13 protein-coding genes and 1 pseudogene are annotated in these 15,621 nt (G+C 47.5%); 5 read left to right on the forward strand and 9 right to left on the reverse strand.

Annotated features, from left to right (window positions below; translation table 11 throughout):
• Nucleotides 1–220 precede the first annotated feature (220 nt).
• Nucleotides 221–1,345, forward strand: coding sequence for a sporulation integral membrane protein YtvI (gene ytvI, locus A4U59_RS08425; RefSeq protein ID WP_245680524.1), 1,125 nt, complete (start codon nt 221–223; stop codon nt 1,343–1,345).
• A gap of 70 nt (nt 1,346–1,415) precedes the next feature.
• Here ytvI and A4U59_RS08430 read toward each other — a convergent pair whose 3' ends face one another.
• From A4U59_RS08430 to dnaE, 8 genes and pseudogenes are all read right to left on the reverse strand, one after another.
• Nucleotides 1,416–1,811, reverse strand: a complete 396-nt coding sequence (locus A4U59_RS08430) for an FxsA family protein (RefSeq protein ID WP_070120523.1) — start codon at nt 1,809–1,811, stop codon at nt 1,416–1,418.
• Between the two features lie 138 nt (nt 1,812–1,949).
• Nucleotides 1,950–3,704, reverse strand: coding sequence for a pyruvate kinase (gene pyk, locus A4U59_RS08435; protein WP_070120524.1), 1,755 nt, complete (start codon nt 3,702–3,704; stop codon nt 1,950–1,952).
• 54 nt (nt 3,705–3,758) lie between these two features.
• A complete protein-coding gene (pfkA, locus tag A4U59_RS08440) occupies nt 3,759–4,718 on the reverse strand; it encodes a 6-phosphofructokinase (protein ID WP_070120525.1) in 960 nt (319 codons plus the stop codon).
• Between the two features lie 128 nt (nt 4,719–4,846).
• Complete coding sequence (accA, locus tag A4U59_RS08445) at nt 4,847–5,824, reverse strand: acetyl-CoA carboxylase carboxyl transferase subunit alpha (protein ID WP_070120526.1); 978 nt, start codon at nt 5,822–5,824, stop codon at nt 4,847–4,849.
• Nucleotides 5,825–6,681, reverse strand: a pseudogene (gene accD / locus A4U59_RS08450) (acetyl-CoA carboxylase, carboxyltransferase subunit beta); the annotation flags it as partial. It abuts the gene before it with no gap.
• Nucleotides 6,682–6,878: 197 nt separating this feature from the next.
• Entirely contained in the window at nt 6,879–7,520 is a 642-nt protein-coding gene (locus tag A4U59_RS08455) for a FadR/GntR family transcriptional regulator (protein ID WP_070120528.1), read from the reverse strand.
• Nucleotides 7,521–7,562: 42 nt separating this feature from the next.
• Entirely contained in the window at nt 7,563–8,801 is a 1,239-nt protein-coding gene (gene ystJ, locus A4U59_RS08460; protein ID WP_070120529.1) for an NADP-dependent malic enzyme, read from the reverse strand.
• Nucleotides 8,802–8,896: 95 nt separating this feature from the next.
• A complete protein-coding gene (gene dnaE, locus A4U59_RS08465; RefSeq protein ID WP_070120530.1) occupies nt 8,897–12,268 on the reverse strand; it encodes a DNA polymerase III subunit alpha in 3,372 nt (1,123 codons plus the stop codon).
• Between the two features lie 130 nt (nt 12,269–12,398).
• Here dnaE and ytrH point away from each other — a divergent pair, with 130 nt between their 5' ends.
• From ytrH to A4U59_RS08480, 3 genes are all read left to right on the forward strand, one after another.
• Complete coding sequence (gene ytrH / locus A4U59_RS08470; RefSeq protein ID WP_070120531.1) at nt 12,399–12,734, forward strand: sporulation membrane protein YtrH; 336 nt, start codon at nt 12,399–12,401, stop codon at nt 12,732–12,734.
• On the forward strand, nt 12,731–13,234 hold the full coding sequence (gene ytrI / locus A4U59_RS08475) for a sporulation membrane protein YtrI (protein ID WP_083270757.1): 504 nt from the start codon (nt 12,731–12,733) through the stop codon (nt 13,232–13,234). Before ytrH ends, ytrI begins: the two co-directional genes overlap by 4 nt.
• Before the next feature lie 183 nt (nt 13,235–13,417).
• Nucleotides 13,418–13,645 (forward strand): YtzJ family protein, encoded by a 228-nt coding sequence (locus A4U59_RS08480; protein ID WP_070120532.1) that lies wholly within the window; start codon nt 13,418–13,420, stop codon nt 13,643–13,645.
• Nucleotides 13,646–13,748: 103 nt separating this feature from the next.
• On the opposite strand, the gene A4U59_RS08485 is transcribed toward A4U59_RS08480, so the two are convergent.
• Nucleotides 13,749–14,699, reverse strand: a complete 951-nt coding sequence (locus A4U59_RS08485; protein ID WP_070120533.1) for a DHH family phosphoesterase — start codon at nt 14,697–14,699, stop codon at nt 13,749–13,751.
• A 131-nt stretch (nt 14,700–14,830) separates the two neighbouring features.
• Here A4U59_RS08485 and A4U59_RS08490 point away from each other — a divergent pair, with 131 nt between their 5' ends.
• Nucleotides 14,831–15,145: a YtpI family protein gene (locus A4U59_RS08490; RefSeq protein WP_070120534.1), complete on the forward strand. Its 315-nt coding sequence runs from the start codon at nt 14,831–14,833 to the stop codon at nt 15,143–15,145.
• The last annotated feature ends 476 nt before the right edge of the window (nt 15,146–15,621 follow it).

A 15,621-nucleotide genomic window follows, 5' to 3' on the forward strand; every position in this document is an offset into this window, starting at 1 on the left:
TAACTATCACGCTCACCAAATTCAGAAGAGCGGGAAGCCTGTCCAACTGTGCGTGCAGCCACAAACGTGGATGCAAAATACAAAGGCCGCTTTCCATCGGACGCACTACCATGTAAAATATAGTAAAGCAGCTGCCCCTGCCCTGTCCGTCTGCAGTTAAAGCACATAACATAACATCCGAATATTACCCGTTAATTTTATCTTTGAAGGGATGAGGGAATTGACCGAATACATATCTACGATCTTACGGTTTTTATTTGTTGTTATTGCACTTACTCTTACATTCATAGTGCTGTTCATGGTTTCGAAAGTGACATACCCATTCATCATCGGCCTTCTGATTGCTATGATGATCAATCCGCTCGTCCAGCTCATGGAGCGCAGGGGCAAGATGCCGCGTGCGCTTGCTGTCCTGGTGGCTTTGATACTCGTCATCGGCCTGATTGCAGGGCTGATCACACTTCTTGTCGCCGAAATCATTAACGGATCGAACTATCTGGCAAAGGTTGTGCCTGAACATTTTGAGCGGCTTGTCCGTTACTTCGAGGAATTTTTCACAGCTCAAATCATTCCTTTATACAACCAGCTGGCAATCATGTTCGACAAACTTGACACGAATCAGAAAGGCACAATTGTTGAAAACATCCAGAATGCCGGAACGAATATCGCATCTACTGTCAGCGGCTGGCTTCGGGCTTTCCTTGAAAGCATTCCTGACTTGTTCGCCTGGCTGCCGAATGCGGCAACCGTTATCGTTTTTTCCCTGCTTGCGGCATTTTTCATCACTAAAGACTGGAGTCGCTTGAACGGCCTAACACGCAGACTTATCCCTGAAAAAGTCCATGAGAGCTCCGCTTCCGTCATAAATGACTTAAAAAAAGCGCTTTTCGGTTTTATACGTGCACAACTTACACTCATTTCAATCACAGCGGTCATTGTACTTATAGGTCTGCTGATATTAAGGGTTGACTATGCGATCACGATCGCACTTATTATTGGCCTGGTTGACCTGCTTCCATACCTGGGAACTGGTGCAATCTTTGTCCCATGGATTATATATGCGTTCATTTCCGGCCAATATACGCTTACAATCGGCCTTTCCATTTTATACGCAGTGGTCGTCATACAACGCCAGGTGATGGAGCCCAAAGTCCTGTCCTCATCCATCGGCCTCGATCCCCTGGCAACCTTGATCGCACTGTTTGCCGGTTTCAAAGTCTTCGGTTTCCTTGGACTCATCATAGGACCCGTGCTGCTTGTCATTATCAAAACGCTGCATGAAGCAAATGTCTTCCATGACCTCTGGCTGTTTATCACGGCAAAAAACAAAGAACTAAGGGAGTAAGAAATGCGCAAGGCGCCCGCTTAACAACGAAAAAAACCGTATCTCCGCCAGTGCGGGATACGGCTTTTTTCTACCATCTTCGGTAAAAGGTGATGTTGCCATTGTTCATCATGTTGCGCAGCCACCTAATGAGAAACGGCTTAACGAGCGATCTGCTTTGCGGGAAAAGCAGGAAAAAACCGATGGCATCTGTAATGAAACCGGGGGTCAAAAGCACAACGCCCCCGACAAGGATCATTATGCCATCCAGGATCCGGTCGCCGGGCAGCTGGTATGACTGCATTTCCAGCTGGGCTTTCTGAAGCGTTTCAAGGCCCTGGCGCCTGGCAAGCCATGCACCGAGAAAACCGGTCAATATGATTAGAAGCACGGTTGGAATCGGTCCGATTTTGTTTCCTGCAAGTACAAGAAGCCATATTTCGAGTGCAGGGACGATTATGATAAAAGCGAGTATATATCTGAACATGTTTCTCTCCTCAATTTCCGCCGGTTTACCGCCGAAGGAATTGTTTAATTGATGCCGTCCGTCCTTTTTTCAAAACGGCCGCCCTGATTGTAAAAAAAGAGAGAAGGGCCGGCCCTTCTCTCTTTCGGGTTAACGCTATTATAAAACACTCGCGTGTCCGCTGTAAATAAATCCGCGCGAACTGTCAACCGTCACTTCATCTCCGTCATCTACGAGTGAAACGGCATTTTGCACACCAACGACAACAGGGATTCCGAGACTGACGCCGACTACTGCCGCGTGGCTTGTCAATCCGCCTTCTTCCGTGATGATGGCTGCTGCTTTTTCGATTGCAGGCATCATGTCACGATCAGTTGAATTGGTGACAAGGATGGACCCCTCTGTCATCTTGGCTTGCGCATCTTCGGCGTTATTTGCGACAACCACTTTTCCATAGGCAGTCTTCTGTCCAATTCCCTGTCCTTTCGCAAGGACGTCACCGACGACATGGATCTTCATCATGTTGGTTGTGCCTGATTCACCGACCGGCACACCCGCAGTGATGACTACCAGGTCTCCGTGTTTTACAAGAGTGCTTTCAAGTGCCTGCTGAACGGCAATTTCCAGCATTTCATCGGTATGGGCTGCAGGCTTGCTGAGCTGTGCCGTCACACCCCATACAAGGGAAAGCCTCCTTGCGACAAAGTCATTGGAAGTAACAGCCACAATCGGAGCTTTCGGACGGTATTTGGAAATCATCCGCGCTGTAAAGCCGCTTTCAGTAGGGGCAACAATTGCAGTAGCATTCAAGTTCAGTGCAGTATGCGCAACAGACTGGCTAATTGCTTCGGTCATTGTATTGCCAGTTTGTTCACTTGTGCTTCTGAGCAGTTTCTTATGCTGGAGAGCCGTTTCTGTGCGGGAAGCGATGTTATGCATCGTTTGCACGGACTCAACAGGATAGTCTCCCGCGGCTGTTTCACCGGAAAGCATGATGGCATCTGTACCATCAAAAATCGCATTCGCTACGTCACTGGCTTCCGCACGGGTTGGACGCGGATTTCGCTGCATGGAATCAAGCATCTGTGTTGCAGTGATAACCGGCTTGCCAAGAGCGTTGCACCTTTTGATGAGGTCCTTTTGGACAAGCGGAACAACTTCAGCGGGAATTTCAACGCCCAGATCACCGCGGGCCACCATAAGGCCGTCAGAAATCTCCAGAATTTCAGCGATATTGTCGACGCCTTCCTGGTTTTCGATTTTAGGGATAATCTGGATATGTGTAGCATTATTTTCTTCGAGCAGTTCCCTGATTTCAAGAACATCCGACGTCCTTCGGACAAATGACGCGGCAATGAAATCAACCCCCTGTTCGATGCCGAACAGAATGTCATTTGCATCTTTTTCGGTGATTCCCGGCAGGTTCACACTGACACCAGGCACGTTGACGCCCTTTTTGTTTTTTATCATACCGTTATTCAGTACCCGCGCACGGATTTCTCCCTGTTCAACCTGAAGGACTTCCAGTCCTATAAGACCGTCATCCAGCAAAATCTTCGAACCGGGATGCACATCGTCGGCCAGGCCTTGATACGTTACTGAAAACTTTTCAGCTGTGCCTTCCACTTCTTCCATGGAGATGACCACTTCGCTGCCTTCAATCAATTCCGCCGATCCGTTCACAAAGTTATGTGTTCGGATTTCCGGCCCTTTTGTGTCGAGGAGAATGGCGACTGTTTTCCCGAGCTTCGCTGCCGCTTCCCGAATATTTTTGATCCGTGCAGCATGCTCTTCATGATTCCCATGGGAAAAGTTGAGGCGGCAAACATTCATGCCGGCTTCCATTAACTGAGTGAGCTTTTCGACACTCTCACTGGCCGGCCCGATCGTACAAACTATTTTTGTTTTGCGCATTACGTCTTCCTCCTACTGACTATTTTCTATGAAATCGTTCCCAGCATCCCCAGATTAAATGGATAATTCCTGGGAAAGCTTGTACATTCTTTCATCGATCTTATGAGTCATTGACAATGCTTCAGAAATACCATGGTCTACAAGGCTGTTATTCTGGATACCGACCATGCGTCCTGCTTTTCCATCTAAAAGAAGTTCAACAGCCTTTGCGCCGAGCCGGCTTGCAAGAACCCGGTCAAATGCGGAAGGGCTGCCCCCGCGCTGGATATGGCCCAGAACAGTTACACGGGTCTCAAACTGCGTCGCCTCCTCAACTTTTTTACCGAATTCCACCCCGCTGCCTACACCTTCTGCAAGAAGGATGATACTGTGGCGTTTCCCGCGTTCATGTCCGCGGTTCAAACGGGCGACGACTTCATCCATATCATAGTCGATTTCGGGAATAAGAATCGTTTCGGCACCATCGGCCAGTCCTGACCACAATGCGATATCCCCGGCATTTCTTCCCATTACTTCTACTACGTATGTACGTTCATGTGAAGTAGCCGTATCCCTGATTTTATCAATGGCGTTAATCACCGTATTCAAAGCTGTATCAAATCCAATCGTAAAGTCGGTTCCAGGAATGTCATTATCAATTGTCCCCGGTACGCCAATGCATGGGAAACCATGTTCTGTCAGCTTTTCAGCACCTCTGAAGGAACCATCTCCGCCGACGACAACAAGTCCTTCAATGCCGAACTTCTTGAGCTGCTCGATTCCCTTAAGCTGTCCTTCTTTTGTTTTGAAATCTTCACAGCGGGCTGTATAAAGCTTTGTCCCCCCGCGGTGGATGATATCACCGACTGAACCGAGGTCAAGCTTTTCGATATCACCATTTATCAAGCCCTGATAGCCATAATATATGCCGTATACTTCGATATCATGGAAAATCGCTTTTCTCACGACAGCCCGAATGGCTGCGTTCATACCCGGCGAATCACCGCCGCTTGTCAGAACACCAATTTTTTTCATTCGTTTCACCTCTATATGTGCATTTGTCTTTATAAAATATCATGAAGATTTTTTTGAAACAATAGACAAACCTTGACAAAAAAAGCGGAAAAACGCGCCCCCTGATAGGATGCAGGGGACACGTTTCCTTATTTTACCCCAATGGTATCGGTTACAAACTCAAATTGTCCGATCGTTTTGTATTTATTGTACCGTTCTTCCAAAAGGGATTTATTATCCATTTTTATCAATTTATCCAAAGACTGTTCTATAACACTGCTTATATTTTCAGCCTGTTGCTCAATATCTTTTTGTGCTCCGCCTTTCACTTCAGGAATGATGCCGTCTATTACACCCAGTTCCGCAAGGTCAGGCGCAGTTATCCTCATTGTTTCAGCAGCCCTTTTCGCCTGACCGGCATCTTTCCAGAGCAATGCTGCAGCACCTTCGGGGGATATGACGGAATACGTAGAGTTTTCAAGCATATAAATCCGGTCTCCAACGCCAAGGCCCAGCGCGCCTCCGCTTCCGCCTTCACCAATGACAATGCAGATGACCGGAACAGCCAATCCTGCCATTTCAAACAGGTTCCGTGCAATGGCCTCGCTTTGCCCCCGCTCTTCTGCCGCTTTACCGGGATAGGCGCCTTTCGTGTCTATGAATGTGATGACGGGCCTGTTAAACTTTTCAGCCTGCTTCATCAGGCGGAGCGCTTTCCGGTAGCCTTCTGGGTGCGGCATTCCGAAATTGCGGCGGATGTTTTCTTTTGTGTCTTTTCCGCGCTGATGGCCGATCACTGTAACCGGCACCCCGCGGAATTTCCCGATTCCCCCTACAATCGCTTCATCGTCCGCATAATAGCGGTCACCGTGCAGCTCGATAAAATCCGTAAAAAGTTTATCGATGTAATCAAGGGTTGTCGGCCGTTGAGGATGGCGGGCAAGCTGCACCCTGTCCCAGGGCTTCATATTTCCATATATATCATTCTCAAGCCTGGCCAGCCTTGCTTCAAGCTTTTCAATTTCATCTGAAAGATCGATATCACGATCGGCCGTAAATTCCCGAAGTTCTTTTATTTTATTTCTCAATTCCGATATCGGCTGTTCGAATTCCAACTCATTTGTCACGTCAATGTCACCTCCGCCTGGTGGATGTCCAGGACAGCAGCCAGCGTTTCCTTCATATCGCTGCGGCCGATTACTTTATCGAGCTGTCCGTGTTTCAGCAGGAACTCTGCCGTCTGGAAATCTTCCGGTAAATCTTCGCGGATCGTCTGCTCGATGATCCTGCGGCCGGCAAATCCAATTAACGCGCCTGGTTCCGCAAAATTATAATCTCCGAGGGATGCAAAACTTGCAGAAACCCCTCCTGTTGTTGGATGGGTCATTATGCTGATGATTAATCCCGCATGTCCGCTCAGCCGCTTTAAGGCCGCACTTGTTTTAGCCATTTGCATGAGGCTTAACACACCCTCTTGCATTCTGGCGCCCCCTGAAGCTGTGAAAATGATGAATGGAATATTCTGTTCGTCCGCTTTTTCGATTGCCCTGGTGATTTTCTCCCCCACTGCCGATCCCATACTTCCCATCCTGAAGGAGGAATCCATTACAGCAACAGCAGTCCGGTATCCGGCTATCGTCCCTTCTCCGGTTACAACAGCTTCATTCAAACCTGTCTTTTGCCGGTCCTTCTCCAGCTTTTCTTCATACTCAGGAAAACCAAGCGGATTGGCAGATGTGATTGAGCTGTCATATTCTTTGAAACTATTTTCGTCAAAGAGGCTGTCAATCCGTTCAAATGCGGTCATCGGGAAGTGATAACCGCATGAATCGCAGACTTTCAAGTTTTTATAGAGTTCTTTCGTGTACATGATCTTTTTGCAGCGCGGGCATTTAGTCATCAAGCCGGCAGGCACATCCTGCTTTCCTTTTTCTGACGGTACTGAAGCATATCGTTTTTTCTTGGTGAATAAATCTCTGAGCAAATGCGGCCCCTCCCTTTCTATCCATTAGGCTGTGTTAAACACGGCTCTTGATTTCCGCTGCAGGCGCTCGCTTGCAGCCCAATCAACAACATCAACAATTGTGCATTAACATAGCCACCATTAAACAAGCCTTACGTTTACTGTATTGTAATCCCTCCGGACATAGTGTAAAAATATGTCGCAGCCATCTCGACATTTTATGCGTTTCCGGCGGATCGAGGATGGATCTTGTTCTCAAGTATATCGAATGCAGCATGTGCATCCCGTTTTGAAAGTGCATCAAGGAATTCACGGTATGCCTGCGGGTCTCCGCTGTATTCATTGGAGCTATACGTACTTGTATATTCCATTATCGTCCTAAATATTCTTTTTAATAAGCGGTTATTCGCTGCCTCAATAAGCAAGTAATGAAAACGATTCTCATCTGTTGGCAGAAGTTTCCCGGCTGTGTCATCAAGAATTGTCCTCATTTCTCCGGGCAATCCTGCATTCTTAGAACCACAGATTTTATGAACGGCTGCGAATTCCAGCAGCCTTCTTGTCTCAGACAAATCCCGTTTTACCGGTTCGCTCTGAAGGATGAACGTCCCAATTAATTCGACCAGCTGGTTTTCGCCGCTGTCCCGGATGAACGTCCCTTCCCCGCGCCTCGTTTCAATCAAGCCGAGCAATTCAAGGGCCCTAAGCGCCTCCCTAACGGAAGAGCGCCCTGCTTGAAGGCGCTCGGATAATTCACGTTCTGATGGAAGCCTGTCCCCCGGAATAAGTTGATCTTCTTCGATGATCGACCTGATTTTTTTCAATATTTCCAGATACACTTTGTTTTCTCGGACCGTCACAAGATCACTCCGCTTTTGAATTCAATTTTACAGGTGAACAGACTATTCTTCCTCAATCATTGCAAGGCGGCGCGTTTTTGCAGCAATTTCTTCCGGATCGACCTCAATGCGTGCGACCCCTGTTTCCATTGCAGCTTTCGCGACCGCTGCAGCGACTGCAGGTGCAACACGGGGGTCAAACGGAGCGGGGATGACATATTCAGGCGACAATTCGCCAGCCGATACCAGCCCTGCAATTGCATTGACCGCTGCCACTTTCATTTCCTCATTGATATGGGTTGCCCTGGCATCCAGCGCACCGCGGAAAATCCCCGGAAAAGCAAGCACGTTATTCACCTGATTAGGGAAGTCCGACCGGCCGGTTCCAATCACACTTGCCCCAGCTTCCCTGGCATCTTCCGGCATAATTTCCGGTACAGGATTCGCCATCGCAAAAATGACGGGGTTTTCATTCATTGAACGGACCATTTCCTTTGTCAATGCGCCCTCAACAGATACACCTATGAACACATCGGCACCTTTGATCACATCCCGCAGCGTTCCCTCTGCTTTATCTTTATTCGTAAACTTCGCGACTTCTTCCTTCACTTCATTCATCCCGTAAGGACGCCCTTCATAGATTGCCCCTTTTGTGTCGCACATGATGATGTCCCGTACACCGAAACGGTATAAAAGTTTGATGATGGCAATGCCTGCAGCACCAGCGCCGTTGGCAACCACTTTGATTTCCGACATCGATTTCCCGCTAAGCTTCAAGGCATTGACAAGGCCTGCAACAGTTACGATGGCAGTGCCGTGCTGATCATCATGGAAAACAGGGATGTTCATTTCTTTTTTCAGCTGTTCTTCGATTTGAAAACATTTCGGCGCAGCTATATCTTCAAGGTTGATGCCGCCGAAAGTCGGTTCCAGCCGTTTGACGATATTGATAATTTCATCCACGTCGTTCGTATCCAGGCATACCGGAAACGAATCAACGCCGGCAAAACTTTTAAATAATACGGCCTTTCCTTCCATTACCGGCAGTGAAGCTTCTGCACCGATGTTACCAAGGCCAAGCACTGCTGTTCCGTTGGAAATGACTGCAACAGTGTTTCCTTTCATCGTATATTCATATACTTTGCTTTTGTCGTCATAGATTTCTTTGCACGGTTCAGCAACTCCTGGAGAATAAGCAAGGCTTAAATCCCTGGCATTCCGTACCGGCACTTTAGGCTGTGAACTAAGTTTCCCCTTATTTACTCGATGAATATGTAAGGCTTCCTCTCTTGATACGCTCACTTTATCGTCACTCTCCTTTAGTCTGCCGAAAAAGTGGTCAGACCACCTCCGGGCAATCCTATTATAACAAACCTGCCAGACCTGTAAAGAACTAATTATTCCCTCAATACAGCATTGTCTGAGCCAAGAAGTCTCCTAAGCCTGTCCAGACATGCATCAGACGGCACAACCTTCCATTCATCTGAAAGTTTCATCGTCTTCTTTTCCTCTTCATAATAGACAACCACTTCGGTTTGGCCTGGATATTCTTTTAATATCTCCTTCACATCATGCAGCCGACCGTCTGCAGCAGCCTCCCTGTCAACCTTCAAAAAAAGCGTGTTCTTTCGGACCGCCTTTGCTGCTTGCGGGGCTTCCGGCAGTTCCTCAAGCAAAGAAGCTTTTTGCATGATGAACTGCAGACGGTCACCCCGCTTTTCCGTTTTTCCTTCCATATAAAGAAGCTGCTCTTTTTTCAACATCCAGACATGAGGACCATACACATTCGGAAAGGCTACAACTTCCAGCTCACCTGTTTTATCTGTCAGGGTCAAGAAAGCCATCTGATCTCCTTTTTTCGTTTTGATGGTCCGCACAGCAGTGATATAACCGCCCGTTTTCACATGCCGCCTTTCTTCCCCCTGGAGGATTTGCATTACAGTCAGGGCACCCCGGTCTTCGAGCCGGCTGCGGAACTGTTCAGCAGGGTGTTCAGATAAATAAAAACCAAGTGCTTCTTTTTCAAAAGCAAGCCGCTGGTTTTGAGGCTGGTCCGGAACGTCTACATATTGGGGCTTCGGAATGATGTCTTCCGATAGGAAAAGGGCGATCTGGTCATCTTCCCCGCCGGCAAGCTCGGCATATTCCATGGCAGAATCGAGGCTCGCAAGCAGGACAGCCCTGTCATGGCCAAACTCATCCAAACACCCGGCGTGGATAAGTGACTCGATGACTCTCCTGTTTAAAGATACTCTTACACAAAAGTCGAACAGGTCCTGAAATGGCTTTTGATTCCGTTTTTCAATAATTTCTCTCACTGCTGCAGCCCCGACAGATTTGACGGCAAGCAGGCTGTACCGGACTGATTGATTTTCCACCAGGAAAGGAATCCCGCTCTTATTGATAGAAGGAGGAAGGATTTCAATCCCTTTATGCCGCGCCTCGCCGATATACTGAAAAATTTTACTCTCGTTGCTGACGACACTTGAAAGAAGGGCAGCGATGAAGTAAACCGGATAATTCGCCTTCAGGTATGCGAGCTGGTAGGCGATCACACTGTACGCAACAGCATGGCTGCGGTTGAAACCGTAATCTGCGAACCGGACAATCAATTCGTATATGGCCCCAGCGGCATCTTTTCCATAACCTTTATTCACTGACCCCTGTATGAAATGCTCCCGCTCCCTATTGAGGATATCCCGCTTCTTTTTGCTGACTGCCCTGCGGAGCAAGTCCGCTTCACCGAGTGAAAAACCAGCCATGACAGAAGCGATTTGCATGATCTGTTCCTGGTAAACAATGACACCGTATGTTTTCTCCAAAATCGGTTTCAAATCGAGATGCGGATACGTTATCGTTTCCTTGCCGTGCTTCCGATTGATATATACCGGTATATTTTCCATCGGGCCCGGCCGATATAGGGCGTTAACAGCGACAATGTCTTCAAAGTGCGTTGGTTTCAATCTTTGCAGGACACTTCGCATGCCTGACGATTCCAGCTGGAAGACGCCTGTTGTATCCCCGCGTGAAAGCATGGCAAACGTCTTTCCATCATCAAGCGGCATGGTGTTGAGATTGACGGTTCTTTGCCCGCTCCTTTTGATCTGGCGTAAAATATTATCGATCAGCGTCAGGTTCCTCAACCCCAAAAAATCCATTTTCAATAGGCCTATTTCCTCCAGTACATCCATCGGATACTGGGTCAGCAGGATATCTTCATGACCTTCCTGAAGGGCGGTCACGTCTGTCAGCGGGCGGTCACTTATAACGACACCGGCGGCGTGGGTGGACGTATGGCGCGGCATCCCTTCAATTTTCACTGCAAGCTTATACATCGTTTGCAGCTTCTCTGACTGTTTCAGGCGTTTTTGCAATTCGGGCGAATCCCTATAGGCGCTTTTCAGAGTGGTTCCCGGCCGTCCTGAAATCAACTTTGTAAGGGCGTCAACCTCTTCAATGTCGATATCCATGACCCTGCCGACATCCCGGATTGAAGCACGGGCAGCAAGCGTTCCGAACGTGACAATTTGGGCTACATGTTCACTCCCATACTTCCGATGGACATATGCGATCATCTCATCGCGGCGGTTATCAGGAAAATCGATATCGATATCAGGCATGGAAATACGTTCCGGGTTAAGGAAGCGTTCAAACAGCAAGCCGTGTTCAATCGGATCGACATTCGTGATAAAAAGTGCATATGCAACAAGTGATCCAGCTGCAGACCCGCGGCCCGGCCCGGTCAGTATTCCGCGTTCATGTGCGTATTTCATAAAGTCCCAGACAATAAGGAAATAATCGCTGAACGACATTTTCTCAATTACTGAAAGCTCAAAATCAAGACGCTCCCTGATCTCGGGAGTCAACTCCGCATACCGCGACTTTACCCCTGTTTCACAAAGGCTGCACAAATATTCATGGGGGTCCCGATTATGTGGAACAGGGTATTTTGGAAGAACCCTTCTATTAAATTCGATTTCAACATTGCAGCGTTTTGCAATAGCGGCTGTATTGGCAAGTGCAGCCGGAATGTCATAAAAGAGGGCGGACATGTCGGCAGCCGCTTTCAAATAATGTTCCCTCTCCCCTTTGGCGGGTTCCCCGGAACCCGCCAGTTTCCGGCCGTCTTTTATCGCCTTCAAGCATTGGTATACTGGTGCGTCTTCTTTATTCAAGAATTTCACATCATTGGAGGCGACCGGCTCGACCCCTTCCAATTCGCACAATTCAAGGAGAGCGGAATCGAGCCGCTCTTCCCCATCCCTGCCGTGTCTTTGCAGAGAAAGATATATGTTTGACTGTCCAAAAATATCAATATATGTACGCAGGGCTGCTCTTGACCCTGTTTTATCACCTTGTAAAATAAGCTGTTCTATCTCACCGGCAGGACCTGGCGTAACAGCTATGAGGCCGTTGGCTGCACCGCTGAGCTGCTTAAGGCTTACACTTGGTTTTGCAGCAGTTTGAGCCAGTGTAGACAGCTTCAAAAGCGACCTGTACCCTGTATCATTTTCAGCCAACAGGACGAGCGGCCGGCTCTTATCCGGCTCCATTTCCGATTTGACAGACAGGGTCAAGCCGATAATCGGCTTTATTCCATATTTCCTGCAAAGCTTATAAAAAGGCGCAGCTCCGTACATTACATTTTCATCGGTCAAAGCCAGACTGCTGAAACCTGATTCTGCTGCCTGGCGAACAAGATCTTCAAGTTTACAGGCACTCGAAAGCAGACTGTATACGCTTTTGACGTGCAGGTGTATAAATTCCATACATTTTCACACCTTTAATCGTTTTGTATATCATCTATTATAGTACATTTGTTCGTCATACTAAACAGCGGCTTAAAAAGAACATACAGGAGGGACGTTGTCCATAAACTAGTAGAAGGGGGGGGTTGCTGTGGAAGAACGTTTTATCGCATCACTCATTAATTGTTACTTTATCGCACTCGGGGTCATACTGGGCGGTGCGGTGATCGGCGGAATCGGAGCGTTTATTATCGGGACACAGCCGCCGCTGACCATGATCAGCAGACTTGCCGGGAGCTTGAAAATCTGGGCGATTGTCGCAGCTATCGGCGGTACATTCGATGTCATCAACAACTTTGAAAGAGGGATTTTCGAAGGTGCGACAACAGACATCATCAAGCAAGTCTTGCTTATTATATCCGCAATGGGCGGCGTACAAAGCGGAAGCTTGCTCATCCAGTGGCTGACGCAGGAGCACACAACATGATGAGGGTGCCTGATTATTCACAAGATCCAGGATGGCAGCGGTTCTTTGCGGGGGCGGCTGCAGGAGCCATCGTCAGCTGGGTTATCTTTTTGTTCTTATTCGGTGAAATACAGGAAAAAAACACACAGACGATAATTACCCAGCAATCCAGCATCCGTGAACTGGAGCACCGTATAAACTTATATAATGAGGAAAAAATAAAACTGAATAACGAAAATGAAAAAAAACTGAAGGTCCAGGAATTATCCATCCAATTTTCCAACAGCGAAAAACTGAAACTGGAATTGCTGACCGTCCATCAGCTTAGAGAAGAAGTGGAAGAGCAGCTCCAGGATGTCATCGGCAGGGATATCGAAACGGCTGCCCGTACAAAAGGGCTGATTTACCGTGCAGTTGAAAGCAAAGTTTATAATATAGATGATCAGGAATACAGCTTGAAAATCATCCACAGTTCCCTCTATACTACATTCGAGCTCACTCTTTCGATTAAAAAAAGATGAGGCCGGAAGACCTCACTCCACCAGGATTCCACCTGATAAACCGAAACAGCACCTGCGGAAAAGCTAGCAAATTGTAACATAATCTTCACAAATAACCCTAATTATAATGTCGCAATTTTCAGCCAATTGTTATATACTATACTTGTAAATATATCTTTTTTCATTTAGAGGAGGTGGCTGAACATGGACTATGTTGTTCACAACAAACGGATGGCTGAAGAAAAGCTGCGAAGACTGCAACAAGGCTATTGCGCTTACGTTGAGTCCAAGGAAGTTGCTGCCTTGATCAAGAAGCAGCTGAATGAGTTGCACATTCCCGTCCATGAAGAAATCACTGACAGAGGTTACTGGTATACCCCTGAAAAAGAAGTTAAAGAGTCAGACAGCGGTGATGTAGTCATCATAAACTGAACAGGCCTAACATATGTCAAAACAGCATATGCCGGGCCTGTTTTTTTGACTTCAGCTTTTAGCCGGCCGGCTGTTCAAAGGATTGGTGGGGTCCTCCCGCCGATTACCGGCCTTGTTCAAATTGCTCACACGCATGCTGCAAGTCGTTCAAAACGCTGCCGGCATCTTCCCATGAATATATGGAAGCCCCGGCTGCCATCGGGTGGCCGCCGCCGTTGTATTTTGCCGCAATACTGTTGACAACCGGACCCTTGGACCGAAACCTGACGCGGATTTGATCTTCTTCTTCCACAAAGAAAACCCATGCTTTCATGCCTTCTATATTTCCGAGGCTCCCAACAAGCTGGGAAGCATCGGCTGGAACGGCATTGAATTGACCGAGGAGCTCTTTTGTCAGCTTAACATAAGCGCCCCCGCAGGAAAGCTTCTCAAAGTTTTGGAGGATGTACCCCTGCAAATGGGCGACATGTTCTTTCATCTTGTACATCTCTGTATATAAGTCGGGAAACACAAATCCAGTTTCCATCAGGTCGGCTGCATACCTCAATGTTTTCGGCCGGGTACTCGGAAACAGGAATCTCCCTGTATCTCCGACAATGCCTGCATAAATGAGGCGGGCCGCATCCTGGTTCAGTATTAGGCCTTGATCTTTCCCGTAGAGATAAAACTCATAAATCATTTCACTAGTTGAACTTGCATCGGTATCGACCCAGAGAAGATCACCATATGCATCCACATTCGGATGGTGGTCGATCTTAATCAGGAAGTCCCCCTTTTCATAGCCGCTGCCGCAAATCCTGCCCTGATTGGCAGTATCGCACACAATGACAAGCGCATCTTCGTACTCTCTTTCATCCACATCGTCCATCCGATTCAAATAAAAAAGCGATTCGTCTTCAAGTCCTGCTGCCAGTATTGTCTTTTCCGGAAAGGATTCTTTTAAAAGTTCCGCAAGCCCGCCCTGTGAACCGTAGGCATCAGGGTCGGGCCTGACATGGCGGTGAATGATGATTTTTTCATAATGCTTTACTTTTTCCAAAATGGCTTCTTTCATAGTGGACTCCTTTTTTTGTTATCGATTCTCTCTCTTAACCTTACCATGTTTACAGGTGAAATATGTAGCATAATCTATTGTGCACCGTTACAATAATATAGAGCATGCACAAGTCAGGGGGAAAAAGGAACATGATCATTTTAGGCGCATTGACGGTTCTTGCCGCCACACTATATATCTTTTACAAAGCGAAAGCTTATCGCAGTAAAAGACCTGCCGAAAAACAGTGGGTAAATGCAAAAGCCCGGATTTCGCTCGGCCTGGTGCTCGTTTTTTTCGGCACTGACCAGCTTTTCCTGCAGCGCTCAACGTTTGCACTTGTAATCGGCGTCATCTTTATTCTGCTTGGAGGTTATTACGCCTGGTTCGGCATTCGCGAATATCGGCATTTCACGCCTATTGCGCTTGAGGAAGCCGAACAGCTGAGATACCAATCAGATTCATAGTATTCGTAAGAATGAAAGGTCCTGTCAACAGCGTATGAATAACCGTGAACACAGCGGTTATGGCACACTTCAATGGGAGAAAAAATCATACTTCTCATCTTAATTTTAATAGGCTCTGTTAAACGCTAGTGTTGATTTCCGTTGCAGGTACTCGCTTTCACCCAAGGGCACAAGGGCGACATCTGTTCCTGCTTCCCTTCGGTCGCACTCACAGTGTCTTCTTTGCCGCGGGGTCTCACCTGTCCCGCTAGTCCCGCAGGAGTCTCGCACCTTCCACTACAATCAACTAGTGTAAAAAATCAACATTGAGCTTTAACACAGCCTTTTAATAAGCCCATGCCGCCAATCAGCTGCATGGGCTTATTTAGATAAGTGACATTCCGTTAAAGGGCAGTATTGTGGAAGAAAGGAATTTGATTTTCTGAATCTTGTCCGTTCCTTTCCGCTGCAGGCATTCGCTTTCACCACAGACATAA

Source organism: Bacillus marinisedimentorum (assembly GCF_001644195.2).
In the GTDB taxonomy this organism is placed as follows: domain Bacteria; phylum Bacillota; class Bacilli; order Bacillales; family Bacillaceae_O; genus Bacillus_BL; species Bacillus_BL marinisedimentorum.

What these genes read in the sequence shown, in the direction of transcription:
- A4U59_RS08490 (WP_070120534.1), top strand. Translation starts at nt 14,831, where the DNA reads ATGATCATTTTAGGCGCATTGACGGTTCTTGCCGCCACACTATATATC.
- A4U59_RS08485 (WP_070120533.1), bottom strand. Translation starts at nt 14,699, where the DNA reads ATGAAAGAAGCCATTTTGGAAAAAGTAAAGCATTATGAAAAAATCATC.
- pfkA (WP_070120525.1), bottom strand. Translation starts at nt 4,718, where the DNA reads ATGAAAAAAATTGGTGTTCTGACAAGCGGCGGTGATTCGCCGGGTATG.
- pyk (WP_070120524.1), bottom strand. Translation starts at nt 3,704, where the DNA reads ATGCGCAAAACAAAAATAGTTTGTACGATCGGGCCGGCCAGTGAGAGT.
- A4U59_RS08480 (WP_070120532.1), top strand. Translation starts at nt 13,418, where the DNA reads ATGGACTATGTTGTTCACAACAAACGGATGGCTGAAGAAAAGCTGCGA.
- ytrI (WP_083270757.1), top strand. Translation starts at nt 12,731, where the DNA reads ATGATGAGGGTGCCTGATTATTCACAAGATCCAGGATGGCAGCGGTTC.
- dnaE (WP_070120530.1), bottom strand. Translation starts at nt 12,268, where the DNA reads ATGGAATTTATACACCTGCACGTCAAAAGCGTATACAGTCTGCTTTCG.
- A4U59_RS08430 (WP_070120523.1), bottom strand. Translation starts at nt 1,811, where the DNA reads ATGTTCAGATATATACTCGCTTTTATCATAATCGTCCCTGCACTCGAA.